At 54.8% G+C, this 24,618-nt stretch carries 25 protein-coding genes and 1 pseudogene; 4 read left to right on the forward strand and 22 right to left on the reverse strand.

Annotated elements, in window-relative coordinates:
* Positions 1 to 54: 54 nt before the first annotated feature.
* The 13 genes and pseudogenes from AUC43_RS19740 to AUC43_RS19795 all read right to left on the reverse strand — a co-directional run bounded on the left by AUC43_RS19740 (position 55) and on the right by AUC43_RS19795 (position 12,699).
* The gene (locus AUC43_RS19740) at positions 55 to 1,080 is read right to left on the reverse strand and encodes a GNAT family N-acetyltransferase (protein WP_068197847.1); all 1,026 of its coding nucleotides are present in this window, start codon (positions 1,078 to 1,080) and stop codon (positions 55 to 57) included.
* A gap of 18 nt (positions 1,081 to 1,098) precedes the next feature.
* Complete coding sequence (locus AUC43_RS19745) at positions 1,099 to 2,031, reverse strand: NAD-dependent epimerase/dehydratase family protein (protein ID WP_068197850.1); 933 nt, start codon at positions 2,029 to 2,031, stop codon at positions 1,099 to 1,101.
* A gap of 13 nt (positions 2,032 to 2,044) precedes the next feature.
* Positions 2,045 to 3,205, reverse strand: a complete 1,161-nt coding sequence (locus AUC43_RS19750) for a DegT/DnrJ/EryC1/StrS family aminotransferase (RefSeq protein ID WP_068197852.1) — start codon at positions 3,203 to 3,205, stop codon at positions 2,045 to 2,047.
* A 97-nt stretch (positions 3,206 to 3,302) separates the two neighbouring features.
* Complete coding sequence (locus AUC43_RS21970) at positions 3,303 to 3,476, reverse strand: integrase core domain-containing protein (RefSeq protein WP_082685318.1); 174 nt, start codon at positions 3,474 to 3,476, stop codon at positions 3,303 to 3,305.
* Positions 3,477 to 3,535: 59 nt separating this feature from the next.
* A pseudogene (locus AUC43_RS19755) lies at positions 3,536 to 4,069 on the reverse strand (IS3 family transposase); the annotation flags it as partial.
* Positions 4,070 to 4,224: 155 nt separating this feature from the next.
* Positions 4,225 to 4,527 carry a transposase gene (locus AUC43_RS19760; protein ID WP_068197856.1) on the reverse strand — a complete coding sequence of 101 codons (303 nt, stop codon included), beginning with the start codon at positions 4,525 to 4,527 and terminating at the stop codon, positions 4,225 to 4,227.
* A 64-nt stretch (positions 4,528 to 4,591) separates the two neighbouring features.
* Entirely contained in the window at positions 4,592 to 5,692 is a 1,101-nt protein-coding gene (locus AUC43_RS19765) for a glycosyltransferase family 61 protein (protein ID WP_068197859.1), read from the reverse strand.
* An 11-nt stretch (positions 5,693 to 5,703) separates the two neighbouring features.
* Entirely contained in the window at positions 5,704 to 6,774 is a 1,071-nt protein-coding gene (locus tag AUC43_RS19770) for a glycosyltransferase (protein ID WP_082685237.1), read from the reverse strand.
* A gap of 3 nt (positions 6,775 to 6,777) precedes the next feature.
* Entirely contained in the window at positions 6,778 to 7,827 is a 1,050-nt protein-coding gene (locus tag AUC43_RS19775) for a glycosyltransferase (RefSeq protein ID WP_068197867.1), read from the reverse strand.
* Positions 7,824 to 8,804 carry a glycosyltransferase family 2 protein gene (locus AUC43_RS19780; RefSeq protein WP_082685238.1) on the reverse strand — a complete coding sequence of 327 codons (981 nt, stop codon included), beginning with the start codon at positions 8,802 to 8,804 and terminating at the stop codon, positions 7,824 to 7,826. The genes AUC43_RS19775 and AUC43_RS19780 overlap by 4 nt, the downstream gene beginning before the upstream one ends.
* Positions 8,801 to 9,757: a glycosyltransferase family 2 protein gene (locus AUC43_RS19785; RefSeq protein WP_068197873.1), complete on the reverse strand. Its 957-nt coding sequence runs from the start codon at positions 9,755 to 9,757 to the stop codon at positions 8,801 to 8,803. Before AUC43_RS19785 ends, AUC43_RS19780 begins: the two co-directional genes overlap by 4 nt.
* A gap of 20 nt (positions 9,758 to 9,777) precedes the next feature.
* On the reverse strand, positions 9,778 to 11,547 hold the full coding sequence (locus AUC43_RS19790; RefSeq protein WP_082685239.1) for an ABC transporter ATP-binding protein: 1,770 nt from the start codon (positions 11,545 to 11,547) through the stop codon (positions 9,778 to 9,780).
* Between the two features lie 84 nt (positions 11,548 to 11,631).
* Positions 11,632 to 12,699, reverse strand: a complete 1,068-nt coding sequence (locus tag AUC43_RS19795; protein ID WP_082685240.1) for a glycosyltransferase family A protein — start codon at positions 12,697 to 12,699, stop codon at positions 11,632 to 11,634.
* Between the two features lie 536 nt (positions 12,700 to 13,235).
* Here AUC43_RS19795 and AUC43_RS19805 point away from each other — a divergent pair.
* Positions 13,236 to 13,496, forward strand: a complete 261-nt coding sequence (locus tag AUC43_RS19805; RefSeq protein WP_068190928.1) for a transposase — start codon at positions 13,236 to 13,238, stop codon at positions 13,494 to 13,496.
* Positions 13,497 to 13,610: 114 nt separating this feature from the next.
* A complete protein-coding gene (locus AUC43_RS19810) occupies positions 13,611 to 14,408 on the forward strand; it encodes an IS3 family transposase (RefSeq protein WP_068190926.1) in 798 nt (265 codons plus the stop codon).
* 248 nt (positions 14,409 to 14,656) lie between these two features.
* Here AUC43_RS19810 and AUC43_RS21355 read toward each other — a convergent pair whose 3' ends face one another.
* From AUC43_RS21355 to AUC43_RS19830, 4 genes are all read right to left on the reverse strand, one after another.
* Entirely contained in the window at positions 14,657 to 14,851 is a 195-nt protein-coding gene (locus AUC43_RS21355) for a hypothetical protein (protein WP_068197892.1), read from the reverse strand.
* 44 nt (positions 14,852 to 14,895) lie between these two features.
* On the reverse strand, positions 14,896 to 15,828 hold the full coding sequence (locus AUC43_RS19820) for a GDP-L-fucose synthase family protein (protein ID WP_068197895.1): 933 nt from the start codon (positions 15,826 to 15,828) through the stop codon (positions 14,896 to 14,898).
* 89 nt (positions 15,829 to 15,917) lie between these two features.
* On the reverse strand, positions 15,918 to 16,892 hold the full coding sequence (locus AUC43_RS19825; RefSeq protein ID WP_068197898.1) for a glycosyltransferase family 2 protein: 975 nt from the start codon (positions 16,890 to 16,892) through the stop codon (positions 15,918 to 15,920).
* Positions 16,893 to 16,902: 10 nt separating this feature from the next.
* A complete protein-coding gene (locus tag AUC43_RS19830; protein WP_068197901.1) occupies positions 16,903 to 17,907 on the reverse strand; it encodes an STELLO glycosyltransferase family protein in 1,005 nt (334 codons plus the stop codon).
* Between the two features lie 453 nt (positions 17,908 to 18,360).
* Between AUC43_RS19830 and AUC43_RS19835 the strand changes: the two genes are divergently transcribed.
* Together AUC43_RS19835 and AUC43_RS19840 are read left to right on the forward strand one after the other, a co-directional pair.
* Entirely contained in the window at positions 18,361 to 18,663 is a 303-nt protein-coding gene (locus tag AUC43_RS19835) for a transposase (RefSeq protein WP_068197905.1), read from the forward strand.
* Positions 18,660 to 19,541, forward strand: coding sequence for an IS3 family transposase (locus AUC43_RS19840; protein WP_082685241.1), 882 nt, complete (start codon positions 18,660 to 18,662; stop codon positions 19,539 to 19,541). Before AUC43_RS19835 ends, AUC43_RS19840 begins: the two co-directional genes overlap by 4 nt.
* 245 nt (positions 19,542 to 19,786) lie before the next feature.
* On the opposite strand, the gene AUC43_RS19845 is transcribed toward AUC43_RS19840, so the two are convergent.
* From AUC43_RS19845 to AUC43_RS19865, 5 genes are all read right to left on the reverse strand, one after another.
* Positions 19,787 to 20,716, reverse strand: coding sequence for a glycosyltransferase family 2 protein (locus AUC43_RS19845; RefSeq protein WP_068197925.1), 930 nt, complete (start codon positions 20,714 to 20,716; stop codon positions 19,787 to 19,789).
* 10 nt (positions 20,717 to 20,726) lie between these two features.
* Entirely contained in the window at positions 20,727 to 21,830 is a 1,104-nt protein-coding gene (locus AUC43_RS19850) for a DegT/DnrJ/EryC1/StrS family aminotransferase (protein ID WP_068197928.1), read from the reverse strand.
* Between the two features lie 9 nt (positions 21,831 to 21,839).
* Positions 21,840 to 22,802 carry a hypothetical protein gene (locus AUC43_RS19855; RefSeq protein WP_068197931.1) on the reverse strand — a complete coding sequence of 321 codons (963 nt, stop codon included), beginning with the start codon at positions 22,800 to 22,802 and terminating at the stop codon, positions 21,840 to 21,842.
* Complete coding sequence (locus AUC43_RS19860; RefSeq protein WP_099092958.1) at positions 22,784 to 23,194, reverse strand: sugar 3,4-ketoisomerase; 411 nt, start codon at positions 23,192 to 23,194, stop codon at positions 22,784 to 22,786. The genes AUC43_RS19855 and AUC43_RS19860 overlap by 19 nt, the downstream gene beginning before the upstream one ends.
* Positions 23,195 to 23,630: 436 nt before the next feature.
* Entirely contained in the window at positions 23,631 to 24,578 is a 948-nt protein-coding gene (locus tag AUC43_RS19865) for a UDP-glucuronic acid decarboxylase family protein (protein ID WP_068197936.1), read from the reverse strand.
* Positions 24,579 to 24,618: the final 40 nt, after the last annotated feature.

A 24,618-nucleotide genomic window follows, 5' to 3' on the forward strand; every position in this document is an offset into this window, starting at 1 on the left:
AGCTTTATTTTTTTAAATTGTAATGTGTTTCAATTATCAAGGTGAAACGCAAGGCTATAGCCGGTATTTGAGAAAAAAACGCATGGCTTCCAGTTCGGGTCGACGGGCAATTGCTGCGGCCACCAACTGGTTAAAAGCCTGTGGCTCGTGCACCAGCTTGCCAAGCATGAGCGGGATCAGGGCTGGGGCAAATTTCTTTTTGAACCGCAGTAAAGCATCGTCTTCGTCTGCGGAGTTGCCCCCACCTAAAACGAGGCGCGGACATCCCATCTGCGCCAAGCGCTGGCTAATGCCATACACCAGGTATTCGTTGGCTCCCTGTACCGGCTGCTCACTGCTGGCCGCCAGAAAATAATAGCCGGCAAGCGGGTGCTCGATGACCAGCGAAACCGACGCCAGCTTGTCCTCATGCCGAACCGCGTATACCTGAAAGACGCTTGATTGGGCAGCGCGGGCAAAGAACTCGGGGGAGAAGCTCCAGCGTGGGTCAGCCCCGATGCGGTGAAGCGAGGCCATATAAAACGCCACGAAGGCGTCCCAGTTCGTTGTTTTGTCCAGCTTTTCGAATGTGCAGTCGCGTATTCCACGCTTCACACTGCTACGGCATTTGGTGGAAAAAGAAGCCAATTGTGCTTCCTCGTTTGGGTTACAAGCCACAACAACGATGTCTTTCGCTTTGAAGACCTCAATGGTGGAGGAAAGTGCATAAACAGCATCGTTGCGCAGAATGGGATTAAATCGAATAATTTCGGCTATAATCCCCTGCTCTCGGCACCACGCCGAGTAAGCAGTCGCTGCTTGGTCGCAGAATTCAGCACTGGCGCTGGACGTCACCATGGGTCCGGCATAGCCGATGAAAGGGTCAATGTCTAAGCCCTCCCCTTGCGGCAGCGCCTGCGGCTGGTATGCATGTAGAAATGCCATGTCTCCTGCCGTGATGACTAAGCCAAACCAACTGCTGCCGTACACTGTCCGCAACACCTCCGGCGCATGAAATGCATCAAGTTCCTCGAAGTTGAAATAAGTCGATGCAATTGGCGGGTAGTTTCCGCGCTCAACCGCAACAGTTATAACTGCCATATAGCTTGCGGGCTATCTTTAGTAGGGATAAACCGATTCGTAGTACTTCACGGTTTCGGCAATTCCATCATTGAAATCTGTGAATTTAAATTCTGGAAATATTTGCCGAAACTTAGTGTCGTCCATCACCTTTTTAGGTGCCCCATCGGGCTTGGACGTATCCCAAGTAAGCTGGCCGGGGTAGTTAAACTTATCCTGAACAATATTGACCAGTTCTTTTACGCTCAGGCCATCATTCTGGGCCAGATTGGTGGGCTGTTCCAAGCCTTCGCGGTCAGGGTTCTGCAATACCTCCCATACCAGACGGGCAAAATCGGGAGCGTAGAGCCACTCACGGATGGCCACACCGGTGCCCCAGATGGGCAGTTCGGGCTGGCCAGTCTTACCAGCCTTCACAAATTTGGAAATCAGCGCGTTCAGGGCGTGGGCCTTATTTGGGTCGGTGGAGTCGTAGGGCCCATACATGTTGGGCGTGAGCAGGTGTATGCTCCGGATGCCATACTGCAATTGGAAGCATTCGGCGGCGGCCCAAAGCAGGCGGCGGCTGGTGCCGTAGCTCAGCACGGAACGGTGCAGATGGCCATTCCACCACTCATCCTCGCGGAAAATATTGGCAGTAGCAGGGTAAGCGCAGTTGGCAATGGGATTAATGACCAAAGCATGCGGGCATTCCTGAGCCACAGCTTCATACATGCCCAAAATCATGCGTGAGTTGTCGGCTACTACGGTAGCAGCCTTCTCAGTCACGTAGTTGAGGCTGCCTACGTGGGCCGCGCAGTTGATAATGTGCGTGGGCTCGTGCTCGCGCAAAAAAGCAGCTGTGGCAGCAGTGTCCCGCAGGTCAAGCCCTGAATTAATCGACGCGCCTACGAATTCTACGCCGTGCGTCCGCAAAATATCGCCAACGTTCCGACCAGCGAAGCCGGTGGCACCAAATAATGCAATCTTCATGCAAATAGCTGGTCTACCAGCCCTGCTTTATAGCATCGACAATGTAAGCCACTTGTTCGGTGGTCAGGTCGTCGTGCAGGGGAATGTGAATCTGGGTGTCGTCGAAGCGGCGCTGATTGCCGAGCTCCATGCGCTTGCCGCCGAACAGGGTATTGTTGTCGATGCCGTCGTGCACCACTGAGGCGGCAATGCCCTTAGCCCGCATGGCGCGGATAAACTGAAGGCGATTATCCACATGGAAGCCAAAAAGCCAGTGGGCGCTTTCGCGGTCGGCTTTGCGTTCGAAGTGCGTGATGCCGGCTACGTGCTGCAGACCGTCTTTGTACTGCTGCACTAAGGCACGGCGCCGGCCCATGCGCTCAGCAAAGCCTTCGAGATTGGCCAAGCCCAATGCGGCCGCGTAGTCACTCAGGTGGTATTTGTAACCCACGTCGGTGAGGTCGTATTCTCGCTCCCCCACCTCGTTCATGGGTGAGTTGGCACGGTCGATACCAAACCAACGGCGGCGAAATACCTCCCGTGCCTTTTCCGGGTCGCGGGCGCAGAGCGCGCCGCCATCGCCGGTGGTCAGGTGCTTGATGGCCTGGAACGAAAAACAAGTAAAGTCGGAAACAGACCCAATGGCTTGGCCTTGGTACGTAGCGCCAGGGGAATGGGCCGCGTCCTCAATCACAACCAGATTATGCTTGGCGGCCAGGGCATGAATTTCCGCAAGGTCGCAGGGATAGCCGCCCCAATGCACGGCCATAATGGCTTTGGTGCGCTCCGTGATACGGTGTTCGATGTCAGCGGGGTCAATATTTCCGGTACTGTATTGGATATCAGCGAAAACCGCTTTGGCACCCACCTGTACGATGGTGATAGCAGATGCTATAAAGGTCTGGGGAGCAAGAATTACTTCATCGCCAGCTCCGACACCGGCCACTTCCAGGGCTAGATGCAGGGCGCTTGTGCCGCTGTTGAGGGCGGCTGGGTGCACCATGCCCAATTCTGCGCTCAGCCGTGATTCAAATTCTTTCACCAACTTGCCCTCACTTAGGAAGGTGCTGGCCAGCACAGAAGCCACACGCTGTTGGGCCGAAGGGTGCACGAACGTCGTGAATAGTGGAATGGCAGTGCCGCCCGGAGGCGCAAAGGCTCCGGGAACCAGGGGTGCTACTGTAATGACAGCCATAAGATAAGTATAGATGAAAGCCGCTACAAAGGTAAGGCCGCCCAGCTTACTTATCCCGTTATTATAAGCCAGCTTAAATAAAACCGAGGCGGTTCGATTAGGCTGGACTGTTTAGGGCAGTAGTTATAAAAGTCTGTTGGTGAGCTCGATAAGGGGCCTGATAGCCTATGCTGGAATGCAGGCGCTCGTGGTTAAAGTAGTCAAAACAGTCGGCGACGCTGGCCTGGGAGTCGGCCAGGTCGGCAAAAACGGGCCGCTCGCGGAGTTCCAGTGCATCCGTTTTGAGGCGGGACCAGAGGCGCCCGAAACCTTGAGTCGGTTTTCAGCCGGGGCATTGTCGTAGCACTCGCCCCGGCGGCTCTGCAAGCGAACAGCCTCGTGCTGGTGCAACAGGGCCCGGTAGGCGTTGCCGCAGTATTGGCCGCCGCGGTCGGAGCGCACGAGCAGCTCGGGCGTGGGCGGTTGGGCCAAAAATCCCTGCTGCAAGGCCGTGGTGACGAGTTCTTCGGGCACGGTGGCGGCCACGTGCCAGCCCGGGACGTGGTTGCTGGCCACGTCCTGAAACGCGCACAAATAGGCCCAGGTGCCCGTGGCGAGCGGCAAATAGGTGATACCCGAGACCCAAACGCGGTTGGCCCGGGTAGGCGTGGGCTGGTCGAGCAGCCGGTTGGGGGCGCAGCGCCGCCCGTAGGTGGAATCGGTCGTGCGCGGGGTGTAGGCCTTAGGGTGCGAGGCGTGCAAGCCCCGGCGGCGCATGGCCGTGCGCAGGCGCTGCCGGCCCACCCGGTGCCCTTTTTCCCGCAGAGCCACCTGCAGCCGGCGGGTGCCGTAGCGGCGTTTATGCACGCCAAAGACCTTGGCCAACGCCGTTTCCCAGGCCAGCGGTTCATTTCCTCCCCCGCCCGCTGCTGGTCGGCCTGCCAGGCGTAATAGCCGCTGGCCGGCACGCCCAACACCTGGCAGAGCCGCCGCACCGGGTAGTTAGGGTTCGCGTTCCGTCGCGATAAACTGATAGCGGCTCATTGGTCCGGAGTGTTGGAGAAGATGGCAATGGCTTTTTTTAAAATGGCCAGTTCCTGCGCCTGCCGCCGGGCCCGCAACTGGGGCAGTTCGGCGGCCGTGTCGGGGTCCAAGGTCGCGCCCAACGCAGCCGCCACCGGCGTTTGGGCGGCGTTCTGCCACTGGTAGATGCATTTGGGGGCGATGCTGAGCGCCCGTGCGGCGGCCTGGGCCGAGCGGCTTTGCTCGGCCAGACGCAAGGCTTCGGCGCGGAAGGCCGCATCGCACTTGCGGCGTTTGTCGGGCTTTGGCGTGTCTTTCATGACGAAGAAAAGATACCACTCTAAACTGTCCAGCCTAACTAGACAACATCAGTTTCCTCTGTTCTCAATCCAATGCTACGTCTAGGACTTGCTTTAGGGTAGCAATATCTACCACCATATCGGAGTGGCTAGTCTTTGCCGGATTAGTGCCGGCACAAGGTGCTAAAAAGTAAGGCAAGCCAAAGCAAGAAGCCAACCAGTAATAACAGTGCACCTGGTGCTCCTGGTTGAGCAATTCTATCACCTTGGCATCGTCCTGCAGGAAGAACATATTGGTCATTCCGGCGCCGTGCACACCCAGCAAGACCTTGGTCTCGTGCATCAGCTTAATCTGCTCTAGAAAAGAATAGTGCTCAAAATATACTTTCTCGAATCCATACTCGCTGAGCAGTGCGTCAACTTCGGCTTCGTTAATCAATTTCCGTACGCCAGTAGCTGCACGTGCAGCAAATATCCTCCGGGTGGCTGGCGCTGGGGCAGGCCGATAGGCAGTTAGTAGCTCCGCCCGAACCTGACGAATTAGCTCCGGGTTTTGAGAGATAGGAGTAGCCGTCAGCTCCGGGACTACAACAGTGTCGGCTCGCAGAACCTGGCGGGGGTTAACGGGTAAATAATCCGTGAAGCCTAGTGCAGCGGCGCTGAGACGGATATAATCGGGCAGTTGCTTGGGAGGCAAAGGCTGCGGGAGTACCAGCGTGATGTTAGGATGTGTCTGGCGCAATACCAGTAGACGAGGGAGGGTGTCGGCGAGCCAGTGGTAATAGTTCTCCACCGACCATTGGTTGTGGCACACTGCCACGCTTTTGGCTGGTGCCGTCACCTTGCGTCCTACCCATTGCCGCAGCAGCAACGTATCCTGGAAGCTGGGCTCGTACCAGTCGTGCACCAGGCTGGGCACAAACAAACGCAGGTTGTTGAATACGGCGCCATTCCAGGTAACATGTACGTTGGTTAGGCTGTAGGTCCGGTGCTCATGGAACTCTACCGGCGCTAAAAAGGGCGCTACCACTTCCTCCGAAAACATAGCAACGTTGACTGGCGGCACGGGTTGATAAGGCTCGCGCGCTGGAAATATTTTTTCAATGGTGTAGCGCTGCCAGGCGGGGAGGGCTTTCGAAACCCGCATTACCACAGCATCTGCTATGCTTTTAACTATTTTAACCATTAATTCTGGTTCTATTGACGATGATTTAACTTGTGAGAGGCTATCTCGCTTTTTAGCTGCAAGACATGTTTATAGTACGATTTTACCCGTTCAAAATTCAACACCGTTTCTTTTAGTGAGGCAAAGGTATGCCCCAACTTCATTGGCACGATGGTATTGGCAGCAACAAGGGCCCGCAGCAAGCTCGGCGATACCGCTTCTTTCGTTAAACCTAACGTACTATAGGCTACGTCCTTGAGCAGGTTGAGCGCGACACTTCCGCCCGGCTTCCCCCAGAGCGCATTTCGGTACGCATTTAGGCGGGTAGACGTGCGGGCCGACGCGTAGAACAACCGGTCTCGGTAGGCCTCAGTAAGCCGGCCTGCGGCTATGTGATGCTGCAAGTGTAGCCGTGAGGAGTACCACACCTCGTAACCCAGCAACTGAGCGGCGTAGCAAAGCTCGTCGTCTTCGCCAGCAGTCAAGTTGCCGTCGCCCTGCCGGCCCGAAAACAGGCTTTGAAAGCCTGCCTCATGCAATTGCTCCCACACTGCCATGCGCACAAACATACCTGCCCCCCACAGCACATTCCGACCGATATTGCCCTCCGCCAGGGGTTTGAATGCCCCTCCTACCCGGTCCAGCTGCGGGCCCACGGCGTAGCAATGCTGGAATTCTGCAAACCAGACTGGCTCTGGACCTTCAAATGTAGCAGTGCTGGGCCCGCCCAATATCCCAACCTTGGGGTTTTTCTCGAGGATTGTTAGACCTTCTCGCAAGTATGTTATAGATAACCGGTTATCATCGTCCACAATGCAGGTGTAACGGTACTGTGCTTGGCCAATCGCTGTTTCGAGGGCGTACTGTTTGCCGGGCCGCGGCTCATGTAGCAGGTGCAGGGCAGCGGGGGCAGCTAGCAACTCCCACGCCTGCCGCGCCAGTTCAGTGGTGTTGTCGGTGCTGGCGTTATCAACTAGCACAACTTCCCAAGGTATACCCGCTGGCGTTTCTTGCCGAGCTAAGCATGCCAAGGTTTCAGCAATACGGGCGGCCCCGTTGAAAGTGCACACCAAGAAAGAAACGCCGAGGGGTAATGTATGCATCAGTTATAGTCCTGGCTGCTCATTGCCTTGCATATTATGTAAGGCAACAATATTTCTTTTCAAGCTACTGAGATACTGGATAAAATTCGCATGTTCCTTTCTCATCTGAAAATGTGTTTTTAGCATTTCGTAATAGAATACTGCTTCGGCCGTGTCTATGCCACTTCCCACTTTACGGCTTTTTATATAATACTCGTACAGCACATAAGCGCCGTGTTTCGAGAGCATAGCCCGAAACCTTTTCCGTGTCAATGTCTGCCAGTTGTCCTGAATACTTTCGTTGAGGTACAATTTTTTGTAATACTCCAGCTTATAGTAAGATTTGCCGTGGCCTTTTTTTAGCTTTATCAGATAATCCCAGTTAAGCCGTTTTGCCTCCATGTAGTGCAACAGTCTCAGTTGTGAAGAGTACACTACTTTATAGCCGAGTAGCGCTGTAGCGAAACATAGTTCTGTATCGCCACCTGATGATAGTTCCTCTCCTTTGCGGTCAAGTAGCTGCGACTGAAACCCAATCTGCTCCAACTCTCGAAAAATGCTTCGCCGAACCACCATGCCGGCGCCGGATACGTAGAGGCGCTGCGGCGATACTTCCCCATCCTGCTCAGCTTGGGGACCGCACGCGTAGGCGTATTCCACCTGCTGAAACCATGTCGGCAGCGGTACATCGGCAACGGCCCTGTTCAGCCCACCTAAGATACCAATTCCTGCGTCCCGCCGCATTAAGGCGTATGCCTCCCGCAAATAATCCGGCTCAAGCCAATTGTCGTCGTCGCAGAACAGCACTATGTCGTACCTAGCACTAGCCAAACCCGTTTGGCGGGCCATGGAAAGGCCTGGTCGGGGTTCAGCCACAACCGTGAGCAAAGTGGGTGAGCCGAACTGCTGCCACTGGTGCCGAGCCACCTCGGCAGTGGCATCAGTCGAGTTATTGTCGACGACCACTACCTCCCATTTCAAGTTGCCAGGAACCTGCGCCGCCAAGTGCCGGAGGGTGGTGGGCAGCCGGGTTTTGCTATTGAAGCAGCAGATAATAACTGATACCCCATTCATATGACACGGCAGGCAAAAGTCTTCTGTAATAGGATTTGTAAAAATTTCTTTTTACCCAAAACACGGTACGCAGCCGGGCTTAGCAAAGCCTGACCAAGACGCCCGTAGAATAAGTGGGCAACCGCCCCTTTGCTTTCCGGACGCAATCGTTGATCGTATATAGACTCCTGGAACTTGAGTAGAAGTAGCTGTTCGAGCTGGTCGGCTTTAATGATTCGTTTGTCGGCCAGATAGTCAAGCAGGCGCACATATTCCGTGTAAGCCAGTCCATTCTGGTAGGCTGGTCCGCTGACATCGGCGCCGTGCTTACGAAAATAATTCAGGAACCGGCCCGACTCATAAACGTCGCCATGCTGGGCCAGGGCAATCCAAAAAAGCCAGTCGCCACAGAAACGGTAGGATGTGAACTCGGACCCGATTGCATAGTAATTGGCCTTGCGGAAAATACACATGCTCGAGTTGAAAATAACATTGTTGCGCAACATATTCTCCTGCACAAACCCCGGCCCTGGTCGTGTGCAGGCCAGAGCCTTCGGCTGGCTGGTCCAGAGCACTTCGTTGTCGCGCACGGTTACCGACTGGCAAAAAGCCAAGCTGGTATTAGGTTGAATGCCGTCTACTAGGTTTTGTAGCAGTGTGGGCTCGCACCAATCGTCGCTTTCGGCAATCCAGACCCATTCGCCCTGTGCCAGTGCGATGCCTCTGGCCCATTGCTTGAAAGTGGTACCGCTGTTTTGCTCGTTTATGACCACATGGCTAACTTTTTCGTGGCCTCGGTACGAATCCAGTACGGCAGCACTATCGTCGGTCGAGCAGTCATCAAGTAAGATTACCTCAAAATGTGGGTAGGTCTGTTCCAGCACCGACTGAATCCGCTGGTGCAAGTAGGGTGCGTGGTTGTAGTTAGGAATGATGACGGAAACCAGAGGGCCGCGCATATTCGTTTTAGATAAAGCAAGTAAATGCGCCTCCCTCATAAAGTTGTATTTACTTGTTTGATACGTTGCAATAACCAATACGCCATATTTTTAAGCTGATATAAATACAACTCCTGTTCATGGCCCATTGTCACAAATTCTTGCACTCCATTCCAAACACTACCGTGAAGCATATCATGAACGGCATTATTTAACGCTTGATTGTTTAACTTAACCCTGTTGATTTGGCTGGCTTCGAGTGCATGATTATCATCAAGCTTTTTAGCAAACCACCGTCGAACTTGAACTTCAGCTTTGCGCATACTAGTAGTATTTTGACTTGTGCTCTTAGGGTGTACACGCACAAAAGACCACGCATCGGGGGAATTTAAGTAGGCAAATTCACCGCCTTCAAGTGCGCACCGAATCCAATATTCCCAATCCTCCATGTGGGTCAGGCATTCATTGAATGTGCCTACCCGGCGTACATACTCGCATCTAAGGAGTGGTGCATTAATAACCATGATGTTATGTTGAGCTAAGGCTTCTAATAGCACAAATCCTGTCCCTTCAACCCTCGGCATCCACTCCTGATTGTCAAGTGCAAACGAAAAGCTTAAGACATTGCGTTCATTAGAATGAAAGTATCGTGCATCCCCATACACTAAGTCTACTTCTTCGTGGTCAGCCAGAAACTTTACCTGAATTTCTAATTTTCGGACAGCTAATTGGTCATCAGAATCTAAGAACTGGATGAATTCGCCTTTTGCCTTGGCAAGTCCGGTATTACGTGCAGCTGAAATACCTTGATTTCTCTTGTAGATATACTGAAAGCGCGAATCCAAATTAGAATACCGCTCCGCTACAGCGCGGGTTTCATCAGTGGAACCATCATCAACAATAAGGCATTCCCATGCCGCATGCGTTTGCGCTAAAAGTGAATCTAATGTTTCGTGGAGCACCCACCCGTAGTTATAGCAAGGAATAATAATGCTTACCAGCTTAGGTATCATATCTTAAATTTTAAAATAACTTACACTGCCTGTCTGATCAAGTCCTCGTACTGGTGCTCCCCAATTAACTGACCGCCACTTAGTTCATAAATCCGGTTGCACTCCCGCAGGGTCGTTATGCGGTGCGCAATGATGAGAATGGTGATGTCGGTAGACGACAGCTTGTTGATGGCCTCGTTTACCTCTCGTTCGGTTTCATTGTCTAGAGCGCTGGTTGCTTCATCCAGCACGAGTACCTTCATCTGCTTATACAAGGCCCTGGCAATGCCAATGCGTTGCCGTTGGCCGCCCGAAAGCTTGGAGCCTCGTTCGCCGATGAACGTATCTACTCCGTTAGGCAAACCATCTACAAAGCTGCGGAGTGAAGCTTGTTCCAGAGCATATTCCAGCCGTTGCTGGTCTGGGTTTGGGTCGTCTAGGGTGATGTTGTCTTTAATGGAAGCTTCCATCAAAAAAGCATCCTGTTTCACATACCCTACCAAGCGATGCCACGCCTGTAGATGTTGCGGGGTAAGTGGCTGGCCGTCGATACGAATGCATCCCTCCTGCTCCCGGTAAAAACGAAGCAATAGGTTCATCAGCGTCGTTTTGCCAGCCCCCGAACTCCCTATAAAACCAACTCTCTCTCCTTTGTTGATCCGTAAAGTGATGCCGCTTAAGGCGGGCTTCTTTTCATGAGGAAAAGTAAAGCCAACTTGTTCAAATTTGATGGAATCGTTGAACGTAAGCGGCAGCTGTTGAGGGTACAGCCCCTCGTTGAAGTGTGGTTCTTCGTAAGTACCTAGATGGTGAATGGCATACTGGTGCTGCTTGATTTGCATCAGGGCCGTCAGCATGCGGTTTATGGAAGGCATGAGGCGGTAAGCAGCGGCGGCAAACAGGCCCACCAACCCTATGAGCCCCGAGGCCCCTTTGGTAAAGTGCAAGGCATAAAGCAGTATGGTTACCACCCCCAGAATGGCCACCAGCTCGATGACTTTTAGCGGTAGCTGCGCATAGAGGTAGGCCTCTGCATCGAGCTTTTGAATTTCTCGCTGGCCCGAAGTAATGCGAGTTCGGAAGTGCTCAAGCTTATTGGCTAGCTTCAATTCGGCGTATCCAATAAACAGGTCCAACTGCCGTGCTCCCACCACCGGGCGCAAATCATTCATGCGGTTGCCAATTGCAAAGGAGCGCGCCCGCAAAGCACGGTAAGTGAGTATGGCAGTCGGTACGAGCACAATACCCAGGATAAACAGCAGTACCGGCTTGTAGACCACAATACCCACCACAATGATTGTAATAACGATAACCTCCGAAAGAAAAAGCAGCAGCGGCCGGAGGATGCCAGTCACGTAATTGGCAGGAATTCCTATTACAAAGTTTGCAATGTTAGATGAGCCCAAATCATTGAAGTACCAGAACGGCAAATTCAGATACTTAGTCATTTGCCTTTCAATCAGCGTCATGCTTACATCGGCCGTGAACTCTGTTTGCAAATAGCTAGTCCAGGTCGAATACAAATTCTTTATTAAAAAAAATACAAATACAAAAATGATGAGGTGAGTTATAAAGCTAACCTCTGAGTTATAATTAAAATATTGATAGACAGTAAAAAAATATTTGCTTTCTAAAACCGATTTTGGATTTGAAGCCACCATGATAACAGGGACCAAAGCGGCTAAGCCAAATACATCAAGAAATGAATTAATTAAAAGCAAAAAGAATAAAATAGCCCCTCTCCTCTTTTCCGACGGTGCGAGCAACAATCGCAGATTGGTTAATGAAGAAAAAATGATGCCTGATGTCATAAAGAGTGCGAAAAGCTAATAAAACAGCATGAATGAAATAACAATATAAAAAATAATTCAAGTGATTTAAAACCGAAGCTTCTATTATTGTTGCGCTGCCGCGAAAATTTTATTAAATCCAGCTTCTGTTTTCTTGTAAAAGAATTCTATTTTTTTACCATCGTTATGCACAGTCAAGAACTCATCACACACCCGATAAGCTGCTTCAAGGTTGTCTTCGTTTTCCCGAGATATATAATTTGTGGCAATCTGTTCAGGCGCAGGCAGGGCTGATGGTTCGACTGCTTTGTTCAGCTTTAGCTTCTTAATCAATAGATCTTTGTAAGGACGTATCGGATGCTTTATAACCTCGACCAATTTTTCTTTGAAGGAAGGCGCAATTGGTGCTACTGGTTTTGAATAAAACCGGTACAATCGGTCGTACTCAGCTTGCCTAGCCTCGGCGTTCATACGGTTGAAGTTACCGTCCGGATTGCTGACGTGCATACTCAATATTCCGGTACACCACGCAATATTGGCTTTTAACGACGTGATTCGATAAATGAACTCTAAATCCACTAACACCACTTCAGTGGATAATAAGCCAGTCAAAGCCAGAGAACGACGCCTCAGTATCAAAGTCAAGCCGACCATCCAAAATGGGGTTTCATTCTCAAGCCAGTTTCGAAATTCTTCAGCCGGTTTAGTTGGTATGGTTGCGAAATGCAAATCATTGAGCATTATTGCAGCGCTACGGCCCAAAATAGCGTCAATGTCATGATTTTGGCACATAAATTCTGCTGCCTGCCGAATAGCGGGAAAGTGAAAGGCGTCATCATCGGTAATAATTTTGACAATTTCGCCGCGCGCCAATAGCATTCCTTTATTAAAGCCATGTGCCTCACCTTTATCAGGTTCGGAAACGTACTGCTGAATCTTGCCCAGTTCGAGCAAGCGCTGTAAATATGCCGGCGTATCATCTTTGCTACCCCCATCACAAACTACTATTTCCTCGTCTGGCAGCCGAGCAGCTACCAGCCGCTCCAGCACATGCTGTAAGTAGGGGAGTTTGTTGTACGTTGTTAATATATAAGAGATTTTATATTGTACCATGCTAATGCATCGTTGAGAACCAAGTTCTTTAATACCCGAGTTGCCAGCATAGTCCAGCATTTTGTCTTGGGTTCACCTTGAAATGTCACTGGGTGCCATAGTCCCAATGCAAAAGTACTAAAAACAAGAGCGAGTCGTACTTACTTACATCGTTACTAAGGTCAGGTGGGTGAGTAGCACCTTTGCAATCCAGCTAGAATCTGCTTCAGACCGAATTTTTTGTCACTCTACCACTTCCGAAATAGCTGCATGACTTAAATGCATCTGGTATATTCTGCGTAAAACATTCTAACTTAAAAGGCAGCCAACACTACATCACTATTAAAGGCAGTGATCAAATGAGGGTGGATAGCGTATAGGCTTACGATATATGCAACATTACTGTGCCAAGTACGGCAGCGGACAGATTCGATGCAACGACAGCAAAAATGAACATCGGAAGTACCAGTGCATGGCCCGCCGCTACCAATGCCTGTTTGTGCCGGTGGTTGTGTACAAAGCCACTCAGTACACGCAAGTCAACGCCTTGCTGGCGGAGCGCAATTTGAGGTGGTTTAGGTAAAACGGACAGCGAGACGTCTTAACTTCCGCTGCCCATGACTGAAAAATCGAATCTTGGAGGAAGCCCCTCCACCCGCAAGAAATACACGCCGGCGTTTAAAGCCGAGTGCGTCCGCCAAGTAGCAGCGGGTACGCGGCAAAGCGACGTGGCCCGTGCCCAGGGCATTTCACCAGCCCTGCTGGGGCGCTGGCAACGCCAGGCCCTGGAAGCCGCCGTGCCCAGCAGCGCGGAGCGCGACGAAATCAAGCAGCTGCGGGCCGTGCTCAAGCGCGTGGAAATGGAGCGCGACATTTAAAAAAAAGTCGTGACCATCTTCTCCCAACCGCCTCAGTGATGAGCCGCTACGCTTTCCTCGCGGCCTGCACCGAGGCGTGGCCCGTGCAGCTGCTCTGCCAGGTGCTGGCCGTGCGTGAGCCCCGCCGGGTATTACCAGTGGCGGCACCGGCCGGCCGCCGCGCCGGCTCCGTGGCAAGTGGCGGCGCAAGCGGCCTTTACGCGCCACGCCCGACGCTACGGCACGCGGCGGCTACGGGCCGAGTTACACGCGGAAGGGCACGCCGTGGGCCGCTACGCGTTGCGCACCTGGCTGCACCGGCACGACTTACACGCCTTGAGCACCCGCCCGCACCGGCCGCGCACCACCGTGGCCGGCCCGGCGGCTGTGGTGGCGGAGAACCGCTTGCTGGGTCAGCCGTTCCCCACCGCCCCGAATCAGGTCTGGGTCGGCGACATCACCTACTTGCCGCTGGTGGGCGGGCGCTGGTGCTACCTGGCTACTTGGCGCGATGCCTGCTCGCGGCGCGTAGTGGGCTGGCACCTAGCCGCGCAGATGCCCACCGAGTTGGTGCTCCACGCCCTGGAACAGGCCCTGACGCTCCGCCAGCCCGCGCCGGGGCTCATCGTGCACGCCGACCGCGGCAGCCAGTACACTAGCGCGGCCTGTCGCGCCCGCATCGCCCAAGCCGGGGCCGTGCCCAGCTTCAGCCGGCCGGGCAACCCGTATGACAACGCGCAGGCCGAAGCCGGCTGGAGCACGCTTAAAACCGAATTATTGCCTCCAGGCTCCACTTTCGCCTCGCTCGAAGAAGCCCGCTTGGAAGTGGCCCATTATCTCGACACCTACTTCAACCTCGACCGTCGCCACTCCGCGCTCGGCTACCGCTCGCCTCACCAATTTGAACAGGAATTCAAAGCCAACCTACCTTAGCTCACTGTCCGTTTTTACTGAACCACCCCAATTCATAGCGCAGCTTCAACCGAGCCACAGGCGGGCGTGGGCACCCCTGCTGCACTCGCTCACGTGGTACCCAAATAAAGAGTAACACAATTGTTAGGAGCAGATAAGATGTGAACCTTTTTGGCCACAAAAGGTGCAAAGTATAGCTCCGGCTTGGGGTTGAACGTGCCAGGCGGCACATTGTGGGCTGGACGTTGGGCAATTAGGATGATGCCCTGCTACGCTGGCTCTGGCAGGCGCTGCCCCACCGCCATCGCTGCTGCTGGCACTTTACCAACCAGTGGAAGGCGTGCGTCTAGCTCCTGCCCAAAGGCGGGTCCCAGACCAGCATCGTCGAAGTCCTTAATTTCCCCTACGCCAGCGCTGCGCTTTTTCGTACGCATATCCTGTTCGTTCAGTAAATCGTTGGCCATACACACCGCTCGAATCAACATAGACTTCGATAATTACAGTCTCACTATACATTAGACCAGCGCCTAAACTCATTATACACCTCTTGAACTCCATTCTCTAATGCAATATTGTAATGCCACCCAAAATCCGTAAGCTTACTAACATCCAGCAACTTACGGGGAGAGCCATCCGGATAATTTGAATTAAAGCGAATTATTCCCTGGAAGCCAACTATGCGCTTCACCAACTCAGCTAATTCGCTAATTGCAATGTCCTCTCCGGTACCTACGTTGATAAGGCCAGGCTCATTGTAATTCTCCAGCAGCCAGTAGCAGGCATCGGCTAAGTCATCGACGTGCATGAACTCCCGCCGCGGCGTCCCAGTACCCCACACTTCAACTTCGGGCTCGCCAGCCAGCTTGGCCTCATGGAACTTGCGAATGAGCGCCGGCAGTACGTGCGAGTTTTTCAGGTTGTAGTTGTCGTGGGGCCCGTATAGGTTGGTGGGCATCGCCGAGATATAATTGCAGCCGTATTGGCTACGGTAAGCGTCGCAAAGCTTGATGCCAGCAATCTTAGCAATGGCATAGGGCTCGTTGGTGCTTTCCAGCTCCCCGGTGAGCAGGGATGTTTCTTGTAGCGGCTGGGGAGCTCTCTTGGGATAGATGCACGACGAACCCAGGAACAACAGCTTTTTCACCTCGTTCAGGTAGGAATAATGAACGACGTTGGACTGAATCATGAGGTTATCGTAAAGAAACTCTCCCCGATATTTATTATTGGCATTGATTCCACCCACTTTGGCAGCAGCCAGCACCACGTAGTCAGGTTTTTCCTGAGCAAAAAAATCGGCCACAGCCTGCTGGTTTCGCAGGTCGAGCTCGCTGGAAGTACGGGTAACAAAGTTGCTCAACCCTGCCTGCTGGAAGCGACGCACCATGGCCGAGCCCACCATACCAAGGTGACCAGCAATATAAATTTTAGCGTTTTTTTGCATAGTAGCGTGAGTTCACTAGTAGCCAATGATTTTCTTGGTTGTTAGTCATATGGCTTTATGGGGCTTTTCCAAGGGTTTACCCAAAACTATTAATTTTTCCACCATTCTAGGTCGAGCTTGGCAGATGGCGCAACAGATACGGCTGGCCGTAACGCATTGAGTACGCTAGTCGGCACCAGCTTTTTAAGTATACTGTTGATGCTTGCGCCCAGTATCATGCGGCGGGTACGAGGACTATAGCTCAGCAGACTAGGCAGTTTTGAGAAGGCTATTGAGCGCGCCGCAGCCATGTCCCGCTTACCCGTCCAGTTTATTTCCCAGTAGGTGTAAAGGTTTCGGCGCTCCTCGTCGGTAAGGCGGAACTCTTGGCCGTAGCGGGGTTCCTGCTCGCAGAGCTCTACCATCTTCATAAGATTGGGGAACCATTTGTCGCTGGTGACGGTGCGCTGGTCGGGGTGCAGTTGGTACACGGCAAGCATGGCGGGAATGTATTGCCCGGAGGCCAGGTGGGCCACCCGATACCACTGGTCGATATCGGCGCACATGTCCACCTCGCGGCGCATGCCCCCCGTTTCCTCAAAGAAACGGCGCTTTACGAAGGTAGCATGCTGCGGCGGAATAGTTTGGAAGAGGATGCTGTGCGGGGTGATAAGCCCCGATGGATTTCCGCTGCCCACGATATTACCCGCCAGGTCGATAGCGTATTCCCCACCCGATATAAAGCCCGCTTCAGGGTAATGCTGGAAGGCAGCGGCCACGGCCCGGAAAGCTCCAGGCAGGTAATAGTCATCGGAGCTCTGAATAGCAAGAATTTCGCCGTTAGTGTGGGCAACCCCTTTTGTCACAGCATCCACGAACCCTTTGTCCCGAGCGGACCACCAGATCAGATGCTCGCCGTACTTTTTCAGCACCGCAACGGTTTCATCGGTTGAGCCCCCATCCGACACAATAATTTCAACCCGACCAGGGTAGTCCTGCTTGAGAATGCTGAGCAATGTGCGCTCAATATACTTCCCTTGATTCCAAGAGGGAATAACAATAGATATGAACGGAAATTGCTCCATCGTTAAGCCCCTACTTGGTGAGCTCGGCCAAATCAGTAAGCCATAGGTCGAGAAGCTCGACTTCCTGAGCCGTCACAATATTTTCCTTTGCTAGCTCTGCATAAGCACGTCGCAGGTTTTCGCTCACCGTATTGCCTGCACTAATGGCACATGTTACGGCGGCAATAACCCGGCTGGGATGTAGATAACATGGGATTTCGGATTCAAAATCCTTCAGATAATCGTGGGGGTTGCGCTCCTGCAGCACACTGGCCTCAGTAAAGCCAAGGCAATAGCCGTGGGCCCACATGATAGGTTGCGCCACAAGGCCCCGTAGAATGTCCGTGAAACGGAACGTGACGTATGCTGGCAAGTAAAGCAACGGAAATAGTTCTCGCCGAACGGCAGTGTTCTGCGAGTTGAACGGACACAAGGTGCCTTCGGCCAGTACTACTGGCATTCGCTTGTCGAAGAACACCTCTGTGTTGTCTATCAAGCGGTAGATAGCATCAACATCGGGGTCGCTGTCGGCCAGCCCTTGCCAGATTCCAATGCGGACAGTTTCAATCGCTAGGTCTTTCTCGTTGAGGTTGTGCCCGGGGTCGAGTATGAGGTCGAGAGGATATCCCCGAGGCCAGATGTGATGGCTGGTAAAGTTTTTATATATATTGACGAAGCCTCGGTTTGTGGGGGAGACAGCAAATTCTCCTTCCATGGCCGGAAACTCCCAGTCATCATACGGAATATTGTCGTCGTCCGTATCAATGATAATCTGAGCGCCTTCTCGTATTGCGTGGAGGTAGCCCACCATTTTACGGCCATAATGGTTGAAGGGTAACTTCTGGCTTATTCGAAAGCCAGCAGCCTCCTGAGCGGCTACCGACAGATATGTCACATTATCTTCCTGCCAATGGGCCGGCGATTTTTTATCACCGACCACCACCAATTTATACCGGTTAAAAGAAGCAAACTTTTTAACTGCCTTCGTGGGCGCGAAAATTGATGTTATGACAATGCTGGAAACCTGAATACTCATTAAAAGAAGATAAAATACATGAAAATACGAGAGTTTGCACTCAAGCAAAAATATAGGCTCTCTAAGAAAGAAAAAAACTAGAACAGCAGATTTAGGGGCATTTAGGCATCCTGCAATAACCCTTGTACCGTTGGCTATCGCAATGGCGCTACATCCAAGCAAGGTGCTCGGCCGTAGCCCGCACAGGCTACAGAGGTATTGCAAAGTTATGTGCTTAAAATTAATTTAAATCATTGTTGAAATTGTAATAACTACTTATTTTCGGCCGGGGGTTGGTACACTTTATGAGGTGGTCTAGGTTGCACGGGCAATTAGCGAAGCTACAACAGGGCGGAGACGAAATGCACCATTCCCAAGAAGCTGCTGGCTGTTTTATCATAGCGCGTGGCCAGCTGGCGAAACTGAGGTGGTCTAGGAATGACGGACAGAAGAAGGACGTATATTTATTCTGTCATGACCGCAAAAAAGAGCGGGGCGTCGCCCGACCAAAGACGCAAATACGACGAGGCCTTTAAAGCCGAAGCGCTGCGCTTGGCTGGCGAGAGCCGCAGCACCCAGGCCGCGGCGCGGCAGCTGGGCATCAGCCCCAAGCTGCTCTACCGCTGGCAGCAGGCGCAGCTCGTGGCCGAGGTGGGCAGCGAGGAAGTCGCCCGCGACCCGGAGGTGCGCGCCCTGCGGGCCCGCCTCAAGCGGGCCGAGCAGGAGCTCGATATTTTAAAAAAAGCTTTGGTCATCTTCGGCCAGCCGACCCGGTGAGCGCCTACCAACACATCGCCCAGCGGGCGGGTCGGGTGCCCGTGCGCCGGCTCTGCCAGGTGCTGCGCGTGGCCCCCAGCGCGTACTATGCCTGGCACCGGCAGCGGAACCGGGCCGTGCCCGAGCCGGCCTGGCAAGTGGCCGTGCGCGAAGCGTTTGCGTACCACAGCCAGCGCTACGGCACCCGCCGGCTGCGCGCCGAAGTGCAGGCGCAAGGCCATGCGGTGGGCCGGTGGCGCATCCGCCGCGTGCTGAAAGCGCACGGCCTGCGGGCCCAGCAGCCGCGCTCGTTTGTGCCGCGCACCACCGATTCCGACCCCGCTGTACGGGCTGCGCCCAACCGCTTGCTGGGCCTGCCGGCCCCCACCGCCCCGAACCGGGTCTGGGTGGGCGACATCACGTACCTGCCCCGCCAGGGCGGCGGCTGGCTCTACCTGGCCGTGTGGCTCGACCGCTGCTCGCGCAAAATCGTGGGCTGGGACGTGCGCGACACGATGCCCGAAGACCTGGTCAGCGAGGCGCTGCGCCGCGCCCTCGTGGTGCGCCGGCCCCCGGCCGGGCTCGTGGTGCACTCCGACCAGGGAAGCCAGTACACGGCCACCCGCTTCAAAGCCTTGCTCGCCCGCCACGGGGCCGTGCAGAGCATGAGCCGGCGCGGCAACTGCTACGACAACGCCCACGCCGAACCCTTTTGGAGCCGCTTCAAAGCCGAACTGCTCGACGGCGGCAGCTTCCCCGGTCTGGCCGAAGCCCGGCTGGAAATCAGTCACCACATCGCCTACTACAACGCCGAACGACGCCACTCTTCGCTCGGCTACCAAGCTCCCAACCACTTCGAAATCCACCTTCAAACAACGTCCCAACTTTGTCCGGCTTAGTTAGACCACCTCACCGCGCGGCGGGGACCGTTCCGCCACCAATCCCATACCCTCGGCCCGCCAGTGACGGCAGGGCAATTATCTCATTGGACCAAAGCACGCAGGTGCCCAGCAGTACACTCATAGCAAACCAGCAGACTTGGCGAACTCGGGTTTCAGCCTGCCAAATGGCAAGAGAATAACAAGTACCAGAAGAAAAGCTAGGCGCTTTTGGATGAACATTGTAGACGTACCAAAACAGCCTATTATCCGAGCACTTCCCGCACCACGTACAGGGGCCGCTGGCGGGCAGCGTCCAGCCCGCGCCACACGTACTCACCAATTACGCCGAGCGCAATCATTTGAAAGGCGGAAACCATCAACAGCACCACCATGAGAGTGGTCCAGCCGGCAGGCTCATCAGGATGCGTGATTTTGAGGGCGATGACGTAGAGGCCGTACAATAACGCAATACAGCCGAGGCCCAGGCCAAGCACCGAGATGGCCCGGATGGGCACGAAGGAGAAGGCCATCAGCGAATCGATGAACAGCTTAATTTTCTTGGAAAGCGTCCAACGTGACTTACCCACCTGCCGCTTGCGGCGTATATATGGAAGGTTAACATAGGCGAAGCCTAACCACACCATTAAGTAGAAGACGTTGGAGTTGCGTTCGTGCAGGTTGAGTACCTCAGTGGCTACTTGTCTATCGAAAAAAACAAAATCGAAGCCCCCGTCAGGGATGTTGCGCAGAGCTAGATTCTTCATTAACCAATGAAATACTTTGGCCATGATCTGCGCAAAGCCGGTTTCTTCTCGTTCCTGTCGGTTGCCAATAACCAGTTTAAAGCCTTGCTGCCAGTGGCTATACATACGGGCCATCAGCTCGGGGGGGTCCTGCAGGTCGGCGGTGATGACGGCTAGGCAGTCGCCGGTGGCGTATGCCATGCCGGCCACGATGGCGTTGTAGGAGCCCACGTTGCCGGCCAAGTCTACGATACGTATGCGACCGGGGTATTCGGCCTGCGCGAGGCGCAGCGCCCCGAGCGTGTCGTCGCCGGAGCCATCGTTCACAAATACGTACTCGAACGTGACTTCGGGCGGGAAATTAACTTCGTTCGCCACCAGCTCGCGGGCCGTCACCGGAATATTTTCCTCGTTGAAGTAGCAGGGAACGATGACGGAGAGCTTGGGCATAATGGCAATATTAAGCCCCAAAGGCGCGAATAGCCGTTGCCACGGCCGCCACGTGGGCTTCAGTCATACCCGGCCACATGGGCAGGCTCAGACAGGTATTGGCCAGCTCCTCGGCGATGGGAAAGCTGCCGGGAGCAAACCCGAGCGCCTGGTAAGCCTCCTGCAAATGGGGCGGCACCGGGTAATGAATCATGCTGCCAATGCCCTGAGCGGTGAGGTACTGCTGCAGGGCCGCGCGGTGCGGCGTGTGCACCACGTAGAGGTGGTAGACGTGGGTGGCCCCTTCGGCCATGGCGGGCAGGCGCAGCCCGGCAATGCCGGCTAGGCACTGATTGTACTGCGCGGCTACCTGCTGGCGCTGGCGCGTCCACTCCGGCAGGTGCGGCAGCTTCACGCGCAACAGGGCGGCCTGCAGCTCGTCGAGGCGGGAGTTGTAGCCCACTATTTCGTTGTAGTATTTCTGCTGCGAGCCGTAGTTGCGCAGCACCCGCACTTTGTGGGCCAGGTCGGCATCGTGGGTGGTCAAGGCCCCGGCGTCGCCGAGGGCGCCCAGGTTTTTGCCCGGATAAAAGCTGGTGCCGTTCACGTGGCCAAAGCTGCCGGTGAGGCCGCCGGCAAAGGCCGCGCCCTGGGCCTGGGCATTATCTTCCACCACAAACAGGTTGTGATGAGCGGCCAGCGCCATGATTTCCGGCATGCGGCAGGCCTGGCCGTAGAGGTGCACCGGCACGATGGCACGGGTGCGCGGCGTGAGGGCAGCGGCAATCCGGGCCGGGTCGAGGTTGCTGGTGGCGGGGTCGGGCTCAACTGGCACGGGCGTGGCCCCTACCTGCGTCACGGCCAGCCAGGTAGCGATGTAGGTATTGGAGGGCACAATCACCTCATCGCCGGGGCCGATTTCCAGCACCCGCAGCGCCAGCACTAGTGCGTCTAAGCCATTGGCTACGCCTACAGTATGAGCTACCTGGTTGAAGGCCGCGTACTCCTGTTCGAACAGCTTTACTTCCTCGCCCAGTACATACCAGCAGGAATCGTAGACGCGGGCAAAAGCCGCCGTCATGGCATCCCGCAATGGAGCATGCTGCGGCTCAAAATACAGGAAGGGTACAGTCATGCGGCAAAGTTAACGGCCATGGCAGGCCAATACGTGGCTGGTGGCCCCCAGACGAAAACCCAGCTTTTCGCAGGTGCGAAACACGGCGTGGTTGGTAGCCTGGGTGGTCATCAGCATGGCGTCGTGGCCCAGCGCCCGAGCCCGGTGTACAGATTCGGCCACCAGCTTGAGGTGCCAGCCCCTGTTGGCCGGGCCGACGGCCGTGAGCAGCACCCGCGACAGCCGCGCGTTCAGCGCCGCCGCATCGCCGGTCAGGTCGCTGATGGCCAGGAATGAGTCGACGGGCAGCTCCGGCGCATCGGGCACGAGCACGGCGGCGGCCAAGTCCGTCGCCACGGTGTTCTCGGCATAGCGGGCCAAGTATGCATCGGCCCGGGCCTCCCCAAACCACGCATCGGTGTGAAACCGGTCGTAGGCATTGCGGGCGGCGGCGGCCACCCGGCCAAGGTGCGCCGCTTCCCCTGCGGCGGCCAGCCGCACCGGGTAGCGCGGGTAGTCGAACGCCGGCAGCTGGTCGCGGTAGTACGTCAGACGGGTTTCCACCAGCCGCCACCCGGCCCCGGTAAGGGCCTGCAGCAGCCGGATATCCTCGGCGGGCACCACCCCGAAGGCGTAAAACGCTCCATGCCGGTCGGTCAGCTGCTGGTGGAGCTCCCTGGCTGCCTGTACTAACCCGGCCGCAGGGGCCTGAGCGGCGAAGAGCCCGGTAAACAGGCGGTACATCGGCGTGCCGAAGTAGTCCGAGTCCCACGCCAGCTGCCGGAGCAGCCAGTGCACTTCCGCCGTTGCCGGTGCGGCCGGGGAATGGAAAGTTGCGGCTCCCACGCCCTGCTCCCACCGGGCCGCAGCCCCCGTACCAAAAAGGTCCTGCTGCCGGGCCGCAGCAAACTGGCGCAGGAAGTAGTAGGGCGAATAATGGGCCAGGGCGTCGGCCCGGGCCGCTACGAACGGGCTCAGGACGGTGCTTTCCATCGCTGCTTGAATTCCTGATGGTCCCGAATATAATCAGCCTCGTCAAACGGGTGCGAGGCCAGTACCAGCTGCACCGCCGAGTGCGAATATTGCAGGGTATGCCAGGCACACGGCGGCACGTACAACCCAACATAGGGGTCTTCGAGCCGGAACAGCTGGATTTCTCCGTTGGCCAGCTCCGTGGTTACCAGAATTCGCCCGGCGGCGGCAATAAGGACCTGTTCGGTGGCGTGGTGAGCATGCCGGCCACGCACGATGCTTTCCGGCGTGTAGTACGTCCAGAAAATGCGCTTTACCTCAAATGGGACTACTTTCTGCTGCTCAACCACGGATATGTAGCCAATGGTCGGGTCTCCCAACTTTGGTAGTTGAATGAGTTGCGGGGCGGTCATATACATGGGCAATTAATCGGTTCGCTGAATGCCTGGGAATCGCCCGGTGCTGCAACGCGGGGGAATAGGAAAGTTGCGGGTGTCTCTACTAAGCCTACAACGGCAGCCAAGCGTTGACGGTAAAGGGACACAAAGTATAAGGAGCCACGCATTGCCGCATGGCTCCTTTACCTTTTTGCATTTTACTCATATCAATCACCCGGGGGGGGGAACCGATAGTCCGGCTGAAGTACTAAACTTATGGCTCCGCATCTGCCCCGTAGCTGGACCGTACATCAAGCCAGTCTGAGCCGTACGTGCCCCGAGAGCTAGTTTGCTGCTATCGACTTGTTTTATTCCAAAAATCACCTTCTGCGTCAACTACTTCTTTTTTGAACTGAACAAAGTCACCGAGCTTCTCAAAGCAGGCATTTGCGACGGTTGGGCTAGGCAAACTCTACTTCACGTGCTCCTTAAAGTACTCCAGCGTACGGCGCAGGCCCTCGGCACGGTCTACCTTAGGTTCCCAGCCCAGTATTTCCTTGGCCTTGGTAATATCCGGCTTGCGCTTCATGGGGTCGTTTTCGGGCAGGGCCTGGTAGGTAGGTTTAAACTCGACGCCGGTGAGGCGGGCAATTTCTTCACCGAACTCCTTGATGGTGATTTCGTCGGGGTTACCGATATTTACGGGCAACGGGTAATTGCTGAGCAGCAGGCGGTAGATTCCTTCTACCAGGTCGTCGACATAGCAGAACGAGCGGGTCTGCATGCCGTCGCCAAATACGGTGAGATTTTCGCCGCGCAGGGCCTGCGAGAGGAACGCGGGCAATACGCGGCCGTCGTCGAGGCGCATGCGCGGGCCGTAGGTATTGAAAATACGTATGATGCGGGTTTCCAGGCCGTGGTGGTTGTGGTAAGCCATGGTGATGGCTTCCTGGAAGCGCTTGGCTTCGTCGTAGCAACCGCGAGGACCCACGGGGTTTACGTTGCCAAAGTATTCCTCCACCTGCGGATGAACCTCGGGGTCGCCGTAAACCTCCGAGGTGCTGGCAATCAGCATGCGGGCGCCCTTCACGCGGGCAAGGCCCAGTAGGTTGTGCGTGCCGAGCGAGCCCACTTTCAGGGTCTGAATCGGAATCTTGAGGTAGTCAATCGGCGAGGCCGGCGAGGCAAAGTGCAGGATGTAATCGAGCTTACCAGGCACGAACACAAACTTGCTCACATCAGCATGGTGAAATTCGAAATCCTTATTACCAAAAAGGTGCTCAATATTCTGGAGCGAACCGGTAATGAGGTTATCCATCGCAATGACGTGATAACCCTCGGCCAGAAACCGGTCGCAGAGATGGGAACCTAGGAAACCAGCTCCGCCGGTTATAAGGACGCGTTTTTTTTCTTCAGACATTATAGAAACTTCAGGCCGCGACTAGTCAGCAGCAGACTTA

Source organism: Hymenobacter sedentarius, assembly GCF_001507645.1.
Lineage (GTDB): Bacteria > Bacteroidota > Bacteroidia > Cytophagales > Hymenobacteraceae > Hymenobacter > Hymenobacter sedentarius.